Source organism: Novosphingopyxis baekryungensis DSM 16222, from assembly GCF_000420305.1.
Lineage (GTDB): Bacteria > Pseudomonadota > Alphaproteobacteria > Sphingomonadales > Sphingomonadaceae > Novosphingopyxis > Novosphingopyxis baekryungensis.
Genome location: NZ_ATUR01000003.1, coordinates 223340 through 239574, shown reverse-complemented (window position 1 = coordinate 239574; position 16235 = coordinate 223340). Strand labels below are relative to the sequence as shown.

The following is a 16235-nucleotide window of genomic DNA, read 5'->3' as shown; positions in this document are numbered from 1 at the left end:
CATGCCCGATCCTGTCATCCTTTGGCTGCGCCGCGATCTGCGCCTGTCGGATCAACCGGCCCTGCGCGCGGCAGTTGCGGCCGGGCCGGTCATTCCGGTCTATGTTCTGGATGACGAGCGCGCCGCAGACCATGCGATGGGCGGGGCCAGCCGGTGGTGGCTGCACCATAGCCTTGCGTCGCTGAGCGCGGATCTGGAAGAAAAAGGCAGCCAGCTTATCCTGCGAAAGGGCGACAGCGTGTCCGTGTTATGCGCCATCGCGGCGCAGCAGGGTGTGTCGCAGATCCATGCCCTGCGGCATTATGAGCCATGGTGGGTCGAGGCGGAAAGCGAGCTGAAGGCGCAGCTGGACGCAGATTGCGCGCTGTGCCTCCATGATGGCAATTATCTGAAACCCCCCGGTAGCGTGACGACCGGCTCCGATGAGCCGTATAAAATCTACACGCCATTCTGGAAATCGCTGAAGGAGACGATGCCTCCCGAAGAGGCTCTCCGCGCCCCGCAAAAGATCGAGTGCCCGGACCAATGGCCCGATAGCGAAAGGTTGGAGGACTGGGCGTTGCTGCCGACCGATCCCGACTGGGCCACGGCCTTTACCGAGATGTGGACCCCGGGTGAGGAAGCGGCGCGGCGGCAAGTGAATGATTTTCGTCCGTCTGCCGCGGACTATGACGATCGGCGCAACCTTCCATCGGAGGACGGCAGCTCGCGCCTCAGCCCGCATCTGCATTTTGGCGAAGTGTCCCCAAGCTATGTCTGGCACCGTATCGCCGAGGCCAAGGGCGATGCCACGGTGTTCCTCAAGGAACTGGCCTGGCGTGACTATGCCCAGAATGTGATCATGCAGTTTCCCGATTATGGCGTGCAGGGCTATCGCGAACGCTTCGAAGAGCTGGAATGGCGCGACTTTCGCTCCTCGACTGTTCGGGACGAGTTCGATCGCTGGTGCCATGGCCAGACGGGCTATCCCATCGTGGACGCTGGCATGCGGCAGCTCTGGAAGCATGGCTGGCTGCACAATCGCGTGCGGATGATCTGCGCCAGTTTCCTGATCAAGCATCTGCTGATCGACTGGCGCGAGGGCGAGCGCTGGTACTGGGACTGTCTTGTCGATGCCGATTACGGCAACAACGCGGTCAACTGGCAATGGATCTCTGGCACCGGTGTCGACAGCAACATGTTCGTGCGGATCATGGCACCGCTGAGCCAGTCCGAAAAGTTCGACGCGGCCGACTATATCCGCCGTTATGTGCCGGAACTGGCCGATCTGCCCGATGATGCCATCCACGATCCCGAGGATGCCGGATGCAAGCCGGATGACTATCCCGCCAAGATCATCGGGCACAAGGACGCGCGCGAGCGTGCACTCGCGGCGTATGAGAAGATCAAGAATTAGCGCCGATTGACCGGCGCCAGATTGCGATCTAGCTTCCGGGCATTGATGTGCGGAGTGAGACCAGTGAACAAGCGCTTCTGACCTTTTGAAGCCCGGACGTTGCGGCGTCCTTTTGGCGCAGCCCACAACTGCGCGTTTTGTTCACGAAAGATTTTCCATGCAAAAATTGATAGGCAAGATCTGCCTTGTCACCGGCGCCGCGCGCGGGATTGGCGAGGCGATCGCACGCGCGTTTCACCGCGAGGGCGGCCACCTCATCATTACCGATATCGATGAATCTGCCGGCCAGGAACTGGCTGAAGAACTTGGCGGGCAGTTTTTCCGGCTCGATGTGTCTGAAGAGGCCGATTGGGACGATCTTGCGCGGAACGTCCCACAGTTGGATATCCTGGTAAACAATGCCGGGATCACCGGTTTTGAACATGGGCCAGCGGCGCATGATCCCGAACATGCCACCCTGGAAAGCTGGCGGCGCGTTCATGCCGTGAATAGCGACGGTACGTTCCTGGGCTGCCGGTACGCCATCCGCGCGATGCGGGCGCGCGGGGCGGGGTCCATCATCAATATATCGTCGCGCTCCGGCATGGTCGGCATACCCGGTGCGGCCGCCTATGCGGCGTCCAAGGCGGCCGTGCGCAACCATAGCAAGACTGTGGCCCTGTACTGCGCGCAACAGGGGCTCGCGATCCGTTGCAATTCCATTCATCCTGCAGCGATCCTGACTGCGATGTGGGAGCCCATGCTGGGGGATGAACCCGGCCGCCAGGCGCGCATGGATGCGCTCGTCGCGGATACGCCGCTCCGCCGTTTCGGTACACCGCAGGAAGTGGCGGCGCTGGCGGTGCTGCTGGCGTCCGATGAGGCCAGCTATATGACTGGTGCGGAGCTGACTTTGGACGGAGGGATACTTGCAGGATCTGCCGCGGCCCCCGGCAGCTAGCGGCAATTGCCTTCGCCCGCGGCTTGCGGCATGAGCAACGGATGAACGCGCCGGCGTCCAATAGGGCCAAGCATTTGACGAAGCAGCGCTTGGCGCTTGGCGGCAGCCTGCTGTCCCGTCTCCTCGCGCCCAGCATGCACCGCATTCTGGACAGGATCGATGCAGGGCTGGCCGAAGGCGGGATTGAGGCGACCCTTCCCAATGGCGAGTTCCGCATCCTCGGTTGCCGCGCGTCCGGGCCGGTGCCGCAAGTCGATCTGCGCGACTGGCGGGCACTGCTCCGGCTGATTACCGGCGGATCGGCAGGATGGTATCACGCATGGGAGCTCGGCGAATGGACCAGTCCCGATCCGGTGCCGTTGTTCGACCTATTCATGCGCAACCGGGTGTCGCTCGGTCAATCGGCACGATCACGCGGCCCATGGAAATTGCTTGGCAAATTGCGCCATTGGCTGCGCGATAACAGCCCTTCCAAGGCCCGCCGCAACATCGAATATCATTACGATCTCGGCAATGATTTCTACGAGCTGTGGCTCGACGATACGATGAGCTATTCCAGCGCTCTGTTCGACAATGCCGGTGCGGACGATGGCGAACGGCTGGAGCAGGCCCAGCTGCGCAAGATCGACGCCTTGCTGGACCGGCTTGATCTGCATGACGGCGCCAGACTGCTGGAAATCGGCTGCGGCTGGGGCGGGCTTGCTGTTCGCGCGTGCGAGCGCCATGCGCTCGATTATCGCGGCATCACGCTGTCTGCCGAGCAGATGGTTGCGGCGCAGCAGAGGGGAAGGGGCTGCTCTGGCGGATCGCAGCTGTCTTTCACCCTGACCGATTATCGCGACGTTTTGGGCGAGAAAGGGGCGGGGCGCTTCGATGCCATTGCCAGCGTTGAAATGGTGGAGGCCGTGGGCCAGCGCTACTGGCCCGCCTATCTCGACGCCATCGCCGCCAATCTGAAGCCGGGCGGGCGGGCCGGGTTGCAATATATCAGCATCGCCGATGACATTTTCGAGCATTATGCGGCCGGCGCCGATTTCATTCAGACATATATTTTCCCCGGCGGCATGTTGCTGTCCGAAAGCCGCTTTCGCGCGCTTGCCGAAGCCCGCGGGCTCATGTGGGAGAACCAACACTCCATGGGTCTGGATTATGCCCGCACGCTGCGGATCTGGCGGGAACGGTTCGACGCGGCCGTCGAGGCAGGGCGTCTGCCAGAGGGGTTCGACACCGATTTCGTGGCGCTGTGGCGCTATTATCTGATGTATTGCGAGGGCGGTTTTCGCGGCGGCGGGATCGACGTGGCGCAGGTGACCTTGGTGAAGGAGCAGGATCGATGAAATATATCACAGCTTTCGGGGCACTGGCCGCATTGTCGATGGGGGGCTGCGCACCGGTGTCGACTACCGATTTGGCGTCGGCCTCGACGTCGGCCCCGACGTTGGCATCGTCAAAAGCTGACACGCTGATCCTCTCTCCGGAGGAAATGGCGCGCGTCCAGAAGGCGGGGGCGGAGATCCTGTTCTGGTCCGATGAACAGCGCTCGGCCAATTTCCGGCGGATGGAGGATATTTTCCCCGGCACCACCGCAAAGGCGTCTCCCAAGCCGCTTGTGCTGCCCAAAGGCGCGCCGCTGGCCATGGACGATGCCGCCGTGACCACGTTCATGCAAGTACAGCAGGTCGCCGGACTGATGGTGATCAAGGACGGCAAGATCGTGCTGGAGCGCTACGGGCTAGGCCTGAAGCCGACCGATCGGTGGACCAGTTTCTCGGTGGCCAAAAGCTTCACCTCCACGCTGGTCGGCGCGGCGATCAGGGACGGAAAGATCGGATCGCTGCAGGACCCTGTCACCGCCTATATCCCTGAGCTGGGCGGCAGCGGCTATGACGGGGTCACCATCGAGCAGCTGCTCAGCATGACATCCGGCGTCGCATGGAACGAGGACTATACCGATCCGCAGAGCGATGTGGTCAAAATGTTGTCCATCCCGGTGGGGGCGGGGCAGGACCCGGTCACCGCTTACATGAAGACCCTGAAGCGCGAATATGCGCCCGGTACGCATTGGGAATACAAGACCGGCGAAACCAATCTGATCGGCACCTTGGTGTCGCGGGCCACCGGGGAGCGCCTCAGCGATTATGCCAAGCGCAAGATCGTCGATCCGGCGGGCTTCGCCGGTGATCTGTTCTGGATGGTCGATAGCGCGACCAACAATATCGGTGGCTGTTGCCTGTCGCTGCGCCTGTCCGATTATGCAAGGATGGGCCTGTTCGCGATGGACGGGGGCAAGGGGCAGGTACCGGACGGATGGTTTGCCGCGGCCGGGTCGTCGCAGGCCGATACCGGGATTGCGGGCCTCGGATATGGATATCAATGGTGGGTGTATCCCGGCGGCAATTACGGCGCGCAGGGCATATTCGGGCAGGCGATCACGATCTTTCCCGAACAGAATGTGGTGATCGCGGCGGTCTCCAACTGGCCGGTCGCCTCGTCACGCAAGCTGACCGCAGAGCGGCTGGCTTTCTTCCAGAAGCTCGCGGCTGGAACGCGTTAGGGGCCAAACCCGTCCCGAAGCGTTGAAACAGCGCACACGTATCCGCCACGGGGCAGGCGGATAGCAACAGGAGCAGCGCGTGGCGACCAAGGATAAATGGACCAAGGGGCGCGAGCAGGACGATCATGACGTTGGCAAGCGGCGGGAGGCCTATGCCCGTCTGTCCGAGCGCTTTGCCCATGAGGCCGCGATCATGCTGCCCACGATGCTCAAGGGCCAGGCCCGGCGCGAGCATGTGCGTGCCACCATTCTGGAAGACCATGTCGAGCGGATCGACAATCATGCCGAGGGCACGCGCGAGAAGTTCGCAGCGCTTTCCGCGTCGCTGTTCGCCTATTTCCGTGGCACCGCGCTGGTCTTCTACCGCGACATGGCGGGCGCCGATGCGGCCATGCCGGAGGTGATGCTGCTGGGTGATGTGCACCCGGAGAATTTCGGCATCATGCCAAATGCGGACCATGCGCCCATCTTCTCGGTCAATGATTTCGACGAAGTGGGGTACGGCCCGTTCAGCTGGGACATCAAGCGCGGCGCCACCGGTTTCGTGATCGCCGCGCGGGAGATTGGCGGGCATGGCAAGAAGAAGCGGCGCAAGATCGCCAAGGCTTTCGTCAAAGGCTATGCCGCCGCCATGGAGGAGTGCGCGCGCGACGAGATCGAGACGCGCCATGTCTACCGCATGGACAACAGCCCACCGCTGATCAAAAAGCTGTTCCATAGCGCGCTGACGGACCGGCACCGCTGGCTGAAGGACCGCTACCATAATGAAAAGGGCGACGGCTTTCGCACCAGCGAGGAGCTGACGCCGATCAGCAGCCGGCGCGACGAGTTTCAGGCGCTGATCGACGGGCTGGCCAAGAGCAACGGGATCGAGCCGGACAGCCTGCACGGCCAGCTGCGGGTGAAGGACGTGGCCCGGCGGCACGGGCAGGGCACCGCCTCGCTCGGCCTCGATCGCTTCTACATCCTGCTGGAGGGGCCATCGGAAGACGCCACCGATGACTGGATCGTCGAGTTCAAGCGCGCCCGCCGCAGCGCCATGGCCGGGCTGGTCCCCACGCCGGACCGGCAGTTCGAGGATGAGGCCGCCCGCATCGTCCATGGCCAGAAGGTGCATCTGCCCGATGGCGATGTGTTCTATGGCAGCGTGAAGATAGACGGCATGAGCTTCCTGTCGCGCGAGCGGGCGCCGTTCCGCGACGATATCGATCTGGACGACCTGTCCTATGACGAGTGGCTGGACTATGCCGATATCTGCGGCCGCGCCCTGGCCCGCGCCCATGCCCGGTCGGACGAGGTGGGCGATGTCGATTATGACGTGGAACCGGCCATCCTGGAGGCGATGGAGCCGCGCCATGTCTTCATAGACGACGTCACCTGCTTCGCGTGCGAGGCGGCCAAACGCATCCGCAAGGACCACAAGGCCTATCGCCGGGATCACAAGCGCGGCGCGTTCGAGCGATTGCCCTACAAGATCAGCTAGAGCCTAATAAGCGCGGCGAACCGCAGGGCCGCCCCATGGCGCATCACTCTCGGCCCGTTATAAAATTGCGCTAAGTTGACAAAGTGAACACGGATCGATTGCTCAATCCTGTTCCTTTCGGTCGTCCCCCGAATCCAACATGCCCGAATCCAACACCCCCGAATCCAACCCTCCCGAACCCAGCTGGCGGTTCGCCGCCGTCTCCTGCGTCGGCGCGTCCCTGGCGGCCCTGGCGCGCTCGTCCGGTGGGGGCAGGAGCGTCTCCTCCGCGCAGCCATCTTCACCGGGCAGCTGCCGGCCCCACGCCTCCTCCCCCTTGCGGACATGGGCGAGCGCCGTGTCCGCCGGCATCGCCGCCTCGGGCAGGCCGCGATGGCGGACCCAGCCCTGCAGATCGTCCAGCGGCGCCCAGTTGAGCGGATCGCGCGCCTTCAGCATGAATTGCAGATGGCGGTTGTCATGGCGTTCGCGAAAACCGACCATTCTGCCCTGATACCAGACCTGCTCCTGCACGCCGTTCACCGCCCGGTCGAACGCGGTGGTGACCAGCACATTGGTCGCCGCCTTCAACGCCGCGTCCCACGCCTTGCGGATATGGCCGGAATCGGCGCGGGCATAGAGCTTGTAGGCCGAAGAACGCGACATGCTAACGGCCCGGCAAGCGTCCGAGATGCTGGCGGTGGCGCGCAGCTCCTCCAGAAATTGCTCGATCCGCGCGGTGGTCCAGCCGTCATGGCGGCTGCGGCGCGGCGGGGGCGCATCCACGCCCATGTCCCGAAGCTCGCCCGGCGTGCACTGCCAATAGCTGGCCAGCGAGCCATCCGCCTGCCGCGGTGCGCCGCGCACGCGCGGATGATCGGGATGGTTGCTGGGCAGCGGCGCGCCGTCCTTGTAACAAAGCCCTGCCAGCCCCTCGGGGAAATAGACATCCGGCCAATGCCCATGGTCGGTCCATATGCGATCGACGAAATCCTGCGTGCTTTCCGCATCCCCCGGCCCGGCCTCCGCATCCGCCAACGCCTCGGCCCGCGCGGCGCGTTCGACAGGATCAGGCGCGTCCTCCCCGGCATGATGGTGGGCCGAAGGGCGATGCGGTTTCGATGAGCCTGTCATCGAACAGGATAGGGCAAAGATAGTCCTACATTGCAAGAGAGGGCGGCTTTGCGTCTTTACGTCGGTCATTCCGATTTTCGTTAGGCGAACCTGAAAGCGGTAGTAGCCGCGAGCCTCCGGCGATATCCGCTTTCGGGACTGCCCGAGCGGCCCCTGAATGACCGCCTTGGGGGTGGTTTTGTGACTGTCAGTTTGTGGGTGTCGAAAAGCGCCCTGGATTTGCGGCGCTGCAAATCTGACGACGGCGAGTCCCCCCCTGCGGAAACTAGGGGTACCTAGCCAACACTTTGCAAAGACATCGACAACGTGCTTCAAGACTTTTTTTGGTTCTTCTTCCAATCCCATTGACGTTTCGATGAACGTATCACCGTCACTTCCATATCGTCAGACAAAAGGCCGCTCACGTTCGTGCGCATTTTTTCGATGTCATAATCGCGATTTACATAGAAAACGACCTCGTGGCCTGTGTAGTCCGCCTCACGGCCATTGAACGTCTCCCGGATGGCTCTCCTCTCATCCCGTTCACCACCGCTCAGGTAAATCTCATAATACGCCGTAAATGCCTCTCTTGGCCAACGTGCGAAGCGTGGGTCATGGATGCCCAACTGACCGGATGCAATGAATACCGCCACCCCCTCTCGGCATCCCTGTAGATCCCGTCCCAACCGATTGGATGGCCGCCTTAGGGCATCGTATATTTTTGTAGAAGGTCCGCAATAGGGGCGTTAGGCGAAAGGCAGCTTTGCCCCTCCGCACTACCATTAACATTTGCCGCAGCAGTGGTTATGGTAGTTATGTCATGCGTATCGAACGAACCGGCCCTGTCGAGCCACTAACTCCGCGCGTCGAACGCTTTATCTTTGAAGCCCTGCGCGGCCAATCGCTCGACGACCCAGACAGTTCTGAGCAGCTTCGACCAGACTATGCCTGCTTCCGCGGTCTTGTCGCCATTGAGTTGAAAACACTTGAAGATGATGGTGAGGAGCGTGTTGAAAATCTCGTCGAGCAATTACGCAAGCGCCCGGATTGGCCGATCTTCCTCGGCAGCGCCCCGATGGACTCCTTTATAAAGAATACGGACGACCCAGACGGCATCGGTAAACAGGTGCTTGAAAGGATCGGGCGCGGCATCACTCGCCCGTTACAGAAAGCCAATCGCCAGCTCGAAGCGCATGAGAAAGATCACCCGCGCAAAAGCCTCGTAAAAATTCTGATACTAGTGAACGAGGATCACGAAGCGTATGACCCACACACCGTGTCATATATCCTTTGGCACGCCGTCCGGCGCCGAGACAAGGACGGCTCGCCGCGCTTCGCCCATGTCGATGCGATCATCTACTTCACCGAGCGCCATGCAACAATCGTGGAAAATCTCCTGACCTTCCCACTCACCGTGGTCGAAGGGAGCGGCATTCAATATGCGCCGTGGAAATCGGAGGTGGTTGAGTTCATCCAACACGCGTGGATACGCCATTGCGACTACCCCGACCTTTCCTTTGACGAACCACAAGCGTCCGACTTCACCACCATTGATCATATTCCTGAGCACGCACCTCGTCACGAACGATGGCGAACCGACTATCGTCGAAATCCGTATCTGCAGCCTTTGACCAACGATCAACTGCGCGATCGATTCGATGAGATCATGCTGGTCAACACCTTGAGCTTCCTCAAAAACCCACCCGTCACCATCTCAAAGGACCAAACAACTTTGGGCATAGAGCAGTTCACCCATCTTATGCTCGAAATGGCCAACCGCGCCATTCCTATGACCGCGTTTTCTTACGACCCTCGGCGGGATATTGCCGCGGCTCGAAGGCTCGGCCTGCCCGAAAGCGTTGAAACATGGATTTTGAAGATGGACGCAGAAAAACGACAACAAATCTGAATTGAATGTCTCCTTTCGGCCTCAGAAGGTTTCAAACCGGCCAGTCTGTTCCCGGCCCAATAACTGCCATTCTTTTTCGACGGCGCAACTCCAACGCGGACCTAGATTTGGTTCTTCTCTGCAAATGGCGCGGCGATTACGCGCTGCTTCGACAGCAATATCGTTCTAAAAACCACAGCCGCCGTTCGATTTCCAAATGCGTGGAGATCGACCGTCGGTACGCGCCGTCTGGACGGTCGGCTTCGCAAAAATTTGTGTCGCTGGCCTTGGGAATGTACCAGCGCTGTACGTGGCGGGCGGAGATGCTATAGGCCGCTGCGTTACAGAAGTCATTTTAACAGGATGTATCATGAAGAAACTGATTGCCGCCGTTGCCCTGTCCTCGATGTTCGTTCTCGCCGCTTGCGATGGCCCGAATGAGGAAGCCGCCGAACAGCAGGACGATGTGCTCGAAGCGCAGGGCGAAGTGATGGACGCGCAGGCCGGTGTTGCCGAAGCGCAGAGCGATCTGGCCGAGGAACAGGCCGAGATGGCCACCGATCAGGTGGGCGCTGCCAAGATGGAGCAGAAGGCCGAAGCCATGGATCAGAAAGCCGAGACGCTGGAAGACACCGCAGACGGTATCTGAGCTATCGTGATGGATCGGGTGCGGCAGGCGTCGCACCCCTCCCTGGGAGGTCCGCTGGTTCAGCGGGCCTCTTTTTCTGGAAGGATTGGGACCCGGCGTTCGGCGGGGCGGGCGATCAGCCCTCCACGCGCATCCGGTGCCCGGTCTCGAACCCGCTTTCCAGCAGCGCGGCGATGGCATCGGCCACGGCCTCGGGCGGTTTGACCGTCTCTGGGTCTTCGCCGGGATAGGCGTTTTCACGCATCTTGGTGCGGGTGGCGCCCGGGTCCACGATGGCGGCGCGGATGGGGCTGAGGCGTTTGACCTCCGCGGCATAGCTTTGCACCAGCACCTCCAGCGCGGCCTTGCTGGCGCCATAAGCCCCCCAATAGGGGCGCGGGGTCTGGCCCACGCTGCTGGTGATGGCGATCAGGCGGCCCGCCGCGCTGCGCCGCAGCAGCGGATCGAAATTGGCGATGAGCGATTGCTGCGCCACGATGTTGAGGGTGAGCAGCTTGTTGAACTGCTTGCCGTCGATCGCGGTGACGGGGGAGAGATTGCCGAGCATGGCGGCGTTCAGCGCCAGCAGGTCCAGCCGGTTCCAGCGCTCCGATATCGCATTGGCCAGGCGCGCGATGCTGTCGCTCTCGGTCAGGTCCAGCGGGGCGATGGTGGCCTGTCCGCCGGCCTCGAAAATCTGGTCCTCCACCGCCTCCAGCTCGCTGCTGGTGCGGGCGGTGAGGACGACATGCATGCCGTCTGCCGCCAGCCGCCGGGCCAGCGCAGCGCCGATCCCGCGCCCCGCGCCGGTGACGAGGGCGACGTTCTGGTCTGGCATGTCGGTCATGGGCATTCTCGCTCTTGAATACAGGTCCTCTCGCCGTGGCGGAGGGGGAGGGTTATTCCGCCGCCTCGGTCTCCACGGCGTTCAGCAGGGTCAGCTGATCGGGGCGCTCCAGCGCATCGTGATCGGTCAGGCGGGTCGGATAATCGCCGGTGAAGCAGGCATCGCAATATTGCGGGCGCTCATCGCGGCGATTGGCTTCGCCCAGCGCGCGGTAGAGCCCGTCGATGGTCAGGAAATCCAGGCTGTCGGCATGGATGAAGTCCTGCATCTCCTCAATGGTCTTGCGGTTGGCGAGCAGCTTGGACTTTTCCGGCGTATCGACGCCGTAGAAGCAGCTGTGGCGCGTGGGCGGGCTGGCGATGCGCATATGCACCTCGCGCGCGCCGGCCTCGCGCATCATCTGCACGATCTTCAGGGAGGTGGTGCCGCGCACGATGCTGTCATCCACCAGGATGATGCGCTTGCCGTTCACCAGCGGCTTGTTGGCATTGTGCTTCAGCTTGACGCCCAGATGGCGCACGCCGTCGCCCGGCTGAATGAAGGTGCGGCCGATATAGTGGGAGCGGATGATGCCCAGCTCGAACGGGATGCCCGATTCTTCGGCATAGCCCAGCGCGGCGGGCGTGCCGCTGTCCGGCACGGGGATGACGATATCCGCCTCCACCGGATTTTCGCGCGCCAGCTCCGCGCCGATCGCCTTGCGCACGCCATAGACCGAGCTGCCGTCGACGATGCTGTCCGGGCGGCTGAAATAGACATGTTCGAAGATGCACGGGCGCGGGCGATTCTCGCCAAAGGGGCGGTGCGAGGTGATCTTGCCCCCCTCGACCACCACCAGCTCGCCCGGATCCACGCTGCGCACATAATCCGCCCCGACGATGTCGAGCGCCACGGTCTCGCTGGCGAAGATGATGCTGTCGCCCAGCTTGCCCATCACCAGCGGACGGATGCCCAGCGGATCGCGGCAGGCGATCATCCCGCGCGGCGTCATGGTGATGAGCGAGTAGGCGCCCTCCACCTGCTTCAGCGCGTCGATGAACTTGTCCAGCAGGGTGCGGTAGCTGGAGGTGGCGACGAGGTGGATGATCACCTCGGTATCGGAGGTCGACTGGAAGATCGAGCCGCGGTTCACCAGATCGCGCCGCAGCGCCATGGCGTTGGAAATATTGCCGTTATGCGCGATGGCGAAGCCGCCGCTGGCCAGCTCCGCGAACAAGGGCTGCACATTGCGCAGGCCCGATTCGCCATGGGTGGAATAGCGCGTATGGCCGATGGCCGAACGGCCGGGCAGCGAGGCAATCACCTCCTCGCTGTCGAAATTGCCCGCGATATGGCCGGCGGCGCGGTGGTTGTGGAACTCCGCCCCGTCGAAGCTGACGATGCCGGCGCCCTCCTGCCCGCGATGCTGCAGGGCGTGGAGGCCGAGCGCGACCATGGCCGCAGCGTCCGACACATCGGCGACTCCGAATACCCCGCATTCTTCGCGCAGTTTGTCATCGTCATAGGGGTGGGTGGTCAGCATGCCGATCGCGGTACTTTCGCTGGAGTGGGCCTGTGCCACGCGCATATAGGGCGGGCCGGTTCGCTTGTCTCCCCTTGTCGTCATGCAATTGTCACGCGGTGCCTGCGGGGCGCGGCGCGAGTGGGCAGGGAACGACGCGCAAAAGACGTGCGTTCCGGATGGCAAAGGAGATGATGATCATGGCAGCGAAGAACGATCCCGGCCCATCGGTAAAGAACAAGGATACCTATGAAGCGTTGCGCGACGACGGTGCGTCTAAGGAGAAGGCGGCGCGCATCGCCAATGCGCAGGCCAATGGCTCGATCGATCATGACAGCCGCAAGCTGGAGGACCGCACCAAGGATGAGCTTTATGAGGAAGCGCAGGACATCGGCATCGATGGGCGTTCGGACATGACCAAGGATGAGCTGATTGCGGCAATCCGCAACAGTTGAACGGCGGGTGCGGGGCCGCTAGCTGCTTTGCCATGGACAATGCACGCGAATCCGGGCTCGCGCTCGATCCGAAATTTGGCGACGATGGACTGCTGACGGCGGTGGTGACGGACGCTGCCGATGGCACCGTGCTGATGGTGGGCCATATGAACCGCGAAGCGCTGGACCGGACCATCGAGAGCGGCGAGACATGGTTCTTTTCGCGCAGCCGCCAGACGCTCTGGAAAAAGGGTGAAAGCAGCGGCAACGTGCTGACGGTCGAGGACCTGCGGATCGATTGTGATCAGGACGCTGTTCTGGTGATCGCGCGCCCCGCCGGACCGACCTGCCATACCGGGGAGCGCAGCTGCTTCTATCGCCGCGTTACCGCTTCGGGATCGCTGGAACGGCTGTGAGGCACGTCCTGCCGCTGGCCCTGCTGCTCGCATCGCTATTGGCGGGCTGCGGACAGGACGAGGCAGGGCGGACGCCCCCAGACCCGACGGGCGCCGGCAGCGCACTGGAAAAAGCCGCCATCGCGCGCGGCATCGTGCCGGATCCGGACGCCGTGCAGCTGGTGGGCCGCTATGAACGGCGCAGCGATCTGGGCACCGACAAATTCTGCGCCGTGGCCAGCGGAGACGACCGCTTTCGCATCGGCGCGCTGGCGGTTTTTGGCGGCGCCAGCGTCTGCGAAGGACAAGGCGAAGCACGGCAGACCGGGGACGGAATGCTGATCCGCTTCGACCGTGCCGAGGGATGCGAGATTGACGCACATTATGACGGCGCCGAGCTGCGCTTTTCCGGCGATATACCGGAAAGCTGCGCGCAGCTTTGCAGCGCGCGGGCCAGTTTTGCCGGCACGAGCTATTATCTGGTCGAACCCGGCGCAGCGGCGGCCCGATCGACGCTGGGCAGGGGTGTGGACCGGCTGTGTCCATAGACCTCCGTGATGCTCTGTGGCGACGCTCGCTTTGTCTTGACGTTTACGCAAACGTAAAGTATAACAACAGGCGTTCCGTTCGTTTCCGGGGAGAGCCGCCATGTCACACAGCAGAGCTTCGCAAAGCAAAGCCGTTTCGGGCACGGCGACGATCGACACGCCGGGTGACGACCGGGAGCGTTACAGCATTTCCGATCTCAGCCGAGAATTCGACATTACCCCGCGCGCCCTGCGTTTTTACGAGGATCAGGGACTGATCGCGCCCGAGCGCGTGGGCCTGTCGCGTATCTATTCCAAGCGGGACCGGGCGCGTGTGGCCTGGATCCTGCGGGCCAAGCGCGTCGGGTTCAGCCTGTCGGAAATCCGCGAGATGATCGATCTCTATGATCTCGACGATGGCCGAAACAAGCAGCGCCGCGTCACGATCGAGAAATGCCGCGAGCGTATCGACAGCCTGACCCGTCAGCGAGACGATATCGAAAGTGCGATCGAAGAACTGACCGATTTCGTAGCGCAGGTGGAACTGGTGGAACGTGAGGAACAGCAATCCGCCAGGATCGCCCGCCGCGCCTGACCATTTCATCCCTTTTTATCAAACGACCTTAGCCGGAGAATTCCCCCATGCCTCAATATCGCGCCCCAGTGCAGGACACCCGTTTCATCCTCGACCATGTCGTCGGCCTCGATCGCTATTCGAACCTGGCCGGTTTCGAGAACGCTTCCGCCGACATGGTGGAAGCCATTCTGAATGAAGGCGGCAAATTCGTCAGTGAAGTGCTGTTTCCGCTCAACCAGAGCGGCGATCAGGAAGGGTGCACGCGCCATGAAGATGGCAGCGTGACCACGCCCAAGGGTTTCAAGGAAGCCTATGCGCAGTTCCGCGAAGGCGGCTGGGGCACGCTGGCCACGCCGGTGGAATTCGGCGGACAGGAATTGCCGCATGTGATGGCGATGGCGTTCGAGGAATATATGACCAGCGCCAACATGGCCTTTGCCATGTATCCGGGCCTGACCCACGGCGCCGTTTCCGCGATCCTGGCCAAGGGATCGCAGGAGCAGAAGGAAAAATATGTTCCCAAGATGGTGTCCGGCGAATGGGGCGGCACCATGAACCTGACAGAGCCGCAATGCGGCACCGATCTGGGCCTGATCCGGACCAAGGCCGTGCCAAATGACGATGGCAGCTATGCCATCACCGGCACCAAGATTTTCATCTCCTCGGGCGAGCATGACCTGACCGACAATATCATCCATTTGGTGCTGGCCAAGACGCCGGATGCGCCCGACAGCGTGAAGGGGATCTCGCTGTTCATCGTGCCCAAGGTGATGGTGAATGAGGATGGCTCGCTGGGCGAGCGCAATCCGGTCAGCTGCGGCTCGATCGAGCACAAGATGGGCATCCACGGCAACTCGACCTGCGTCATGAACTATGACGGCGCGACCGGTTATATGGTCGGCGAAGAGAACAAGGGTCTGGCCGCCATGTTCATCATGATGAACGCCGCACGGCTTGGTGTGGGTCTTCAGGGTCTGGGCGTGGCGGAAGTCGCCTTCCAGAACGGGGTCGCCTATGCGCAGGATCGCCGTCAGGGCCGTGCGCTGACCGGGCCGGAAGACACGTCCGAAAAGGCCGACACGCTGTTCGTGCATCCTGATGTGCGCCGCATGCTGATGGAAGCCAAGGCGCTGACCGAAGGCCTTCGCGCCCTGTGCATCTGGGGCGCGCTGCAGGTCGATCTCACGCACAAGGCGGTGAGCGACGAAGACAAGGAAATGGCCGACGACCTGATCAGCCTGCTGACCCCGGTCATCAAGGGCTATGGCACCGACAAGGGTTATGACATCGCCACCAATATGCAGCAGGTCTATGGCGGCCATGGCTACATCCAGGAATGGGGCATGGAGCAATATGTTCGCGATGCGCGGATCGCCATGATCTATGAGGGCACCAATGGCGTGCAGGCCATGGATCTGGTCGGGCGTAAGCTGGCCAAGAACAATGGCCGCGCCATTCAGGCATTCTTCGCGCTGGTCGATTCCGAATGCGCCGATGCCAAGGACGTAGCGGCGGTGAAGGATTTCGCCGAGCGTCTGGAAAAGGCCAATGGCGAGCTGAAGGCGGCGACCATGTGGTTCATGCAGAACGGCATGAGCAATCCCAACAATGTCGGCGCCGGTGCGCATAGCTATATGCACATCCTCGGCATCGTCGCGCTCGGTCTGATGTGGCTGCGCATGGCCAAGGCGGCCGCTGGCATGGAAGGTGACAAGTTCGCCGAAGCCAAGCTGATCACCGCGCGCTTCTTTGCCGAGCGGATCATGCCCGATGCCGGCGCGCTGCGCCGCAAGATCGAAGCGGGCGCGGACAGCCTGATGGATCTGGAGCCGGAGATGTTCGCGGCAGCCTGAAATCGCTGACGTCCTGCGTCAGAAGGTAAAGCGGCAGCCTGAAATCGCTGACGTCCTGCGTCAGAAGGTAAAGACGACGCCCCGGCCCCGTTCCAGTCGAACGGGCCGGGGCGTTGTCCT

At 62.2% G+C, this 16235-nt stretch carries 16 protein-coding genes; 12 read left to right on the top strand and 4 right to left on the bottom strand.

What is annotated here, in order from left to right; genetic code table 11:
* Position 1: 1 nt before the first annotated feature.
* The 5 genes from G410_RS0104910 (at position 2) to G410_RS0104890 (ending at position 6373) form a co-directional block, all read left to right on the top strand.
* Positions 2 to 1396: a cryptochrome/photolyase family protein gene (locus G410_RS0104910; protein ID WP_022672538.1), complete on the top strand. Its 1395-nt coding sequence runs from the start codon at positions 2 to 4 to the stop codon at positions 1394 to 1396.
* A gap of 157 nt (positions 1397 to 1553) precedes the next feature.
* The gene (locus tag G410_RS0104905; RefSeq protein WP_022672537.1) at positions 1554 to 2336 is read left to right on the top strand and encodes an SDR family oxidoreductase; all 783 of its coding nucleotides are present in this window, start codon (positions 1554 to 1556) and stop codon (positions 2334 to 2336) included.
* A gap of 41 nt (positions 2337 to 2377) precedes the next feature.
* Positions 2378 to 3673 (top strand): class I SAM-dependent methyltransferase, encoded by a 1296-nt coding sequence (locus G410_RS0104900; protein WP_022672536.1) that lies wholly within the window; start codon positions 2378 to 2380, stop codon positions 3671 to 3673.
* A complete protein-coding gene (locus G410_RS0104895; RefSeq protein WP_022672535.1) occupies positions 3670 to 4890 on the top strand; it encodes a serine hydrolase domain-containing protein in 1221 nt (406 codons plus the stop codon). The genes G410_RS0104900 and G410_RS0104895 overlap by 4 nt, the downstream gene beginning before the upstream one ends.
* Positions 4891 to 4969: 79 nt before the next feature.
* Positions 4970 to 6373 (top strand): DUF2252 domain-containing protein, encoded by a 1404-nt coding sequence (locus G410_RS0104890; RefSeq protein WP_022672534.1) that lies wholly within the window; start codon positions 4970 to 4972, stop codon positions 6371 to 6373.
* A 102-nt stretch (positions 6374 to 6475) separates the two neighbouring features.
* On the opposite strand, the gene G410_RS17325 is transcribed toward G410_RS0104890, so the two are convergent.
* Together G410_RS17325 and G410_RS0104880 are read right to left on the bottom strand one after the other, a co-directional pair.
* On the bottom strand, positions 6476 to 7486 hold the full coding sequence (locus G410_RS17325) for a hypothetical protein (protein ID WP_022672533.1): 1011 nt from the start codon (positions 7484 to 7486) through the stop codon (positions 6476 to 6478).
* Between the two features lie 311 nt (positions 7487 to 7797).
* A complete protein-coding gene (locus G410_RS0104880; protein ID WP_022672532.1) occupies positions 7798 to 8118 on the bottom strand; it encodes a hypothetical protein in 321 nt (106 codons plus the stop codon).
* Positions 8119 to 8285: 167 nt separating this feature from the next.
* Here G410_RS0104880 and G410_RS0104870 point away from each other — a divergent pair, with 167 nt between their 5' ends.
* Both G410_RS0104870 and G410_RS15680 read left to right on the top strand, forming a co-directional pair.
* Entirely contained in the window at positions 8286 to 9374 is a 1089-nt protein-coding gene (locus G410_RS0104870; protein WP_156851859.1) for a hypothetical protein, read from the top strand.
* 349 nt (positions 9375 to 9723) lie between these two features.
* Positions 9724 to 10002, top strand: coding sequence for a hypothetical protein (locus G410_RS15680; protein ID WP_033317356.1), 279 nt, complete (start codon positions 9724 to 9726; stop codon positions 10000 to 10002).
* A 115-nt stretch (positions 10003 to 10117) separates the two neighbouring features.
* Here G410_RS15680 and G410_RS0104860 read toward each other — a convergent pair whose 3' ends face one another.
* Positions 10118 to 10828: an SDR family NAD(P)-dependent oxidoreductase gene (locus tag G410_RS0104860; protein WP_022672528.1), complete on the bottom strand. Its 711-nt coding sequence runs from the start codon at positions 10826 to 10828 to the stop codon at positions 10118 to 10120.
* Positions 10829 to 10880: 52 nt separating this feature from the next.
* Complete coding sequence (gene purF, locus G410_RS0104855; protein WP_028971079.1) at positions 10881 to 12350, bottom strand: amidophosphoribosyltransferase; 1470 nt, start codon at positions 12348 to 12350, stop codon at positions 10881 to 10883.
* A 179-nt stretch (positions 12351 to 12529) separates the two neighbouring features.
* Here purF and G410_RS0104850 point away from each other — a divergent pair, with 179 nt between their 5' ends.
* The 5 genes from G410_RS0104850 (at position 12530) to G410_RS0104830 (ending at position 16115) form a co-directional block, all read left to right on the top strand.
* The gene (locus G410_RS0104850) at positions 12530 to 12784 is read left to right on the top strand and encodes a Rho termination factor N-terminal domain-containing protein (protein ID WP_028971078.1); all 255 of its coding nucleotides are present in this window, start codon (positions 12530 to 12532) and stop codon (positions 12782 to 12784) included.
* Positions 12785 to 12816: 32 nt separating this feature from the next.
* Positions 12817 to 13179 (top strand): phosphoribosyl-AMP cyclohydrolase, encoded by a 363-nt coding sequence (hisI, locus tag G410_RS0104845; protein ID WP_022672525.1) that lies wholly within the window; start codon positions 12817 to 12819, stop codon positions 13177 to 13179.
* Entirely contained in the window at positions 13176 to 13706 is a 531-nt protein-coding gene (locus tag G410_RS15675) for a hypothetical protein (protein ID WP_022672524.1), read from the top strand. Before hisI ends, G410_RS15675 begins: the two co-directional genes overlap by 4 nt.
* Positions 13707 to 13806: 100 nt before the next feature.
* The gene (locus tag G410_RS0104835) at positions 13807 to 14280 is read left to right on the top strand and encodes a MerR family transcriptional regulator (RefSeq protein WP_022672523.1); all 474 of its coding nucleotides are present in this window, start codon (positions 13807 to 13809) and stop codon (positions 14278 to 14280) included.
* Positions 14281 to 14327: 47 nt separating this feature from the next.
* The gene (locus G410_RS0104830) at positions 14328 to 16115 is read left to right on the top strand and encodes an acyl-CoA dehydrogenase C-terminal domain-containing protein (RefSeq protein ID WP_022672522.1); all 1788 of its coding nucleotides are present in this window, start codon (positions 14328 to 14330) and stop codon (positions 16113 to 16115) included.
* Positions 16116 to 16235 lie beyond the last annotated feature (120 nt).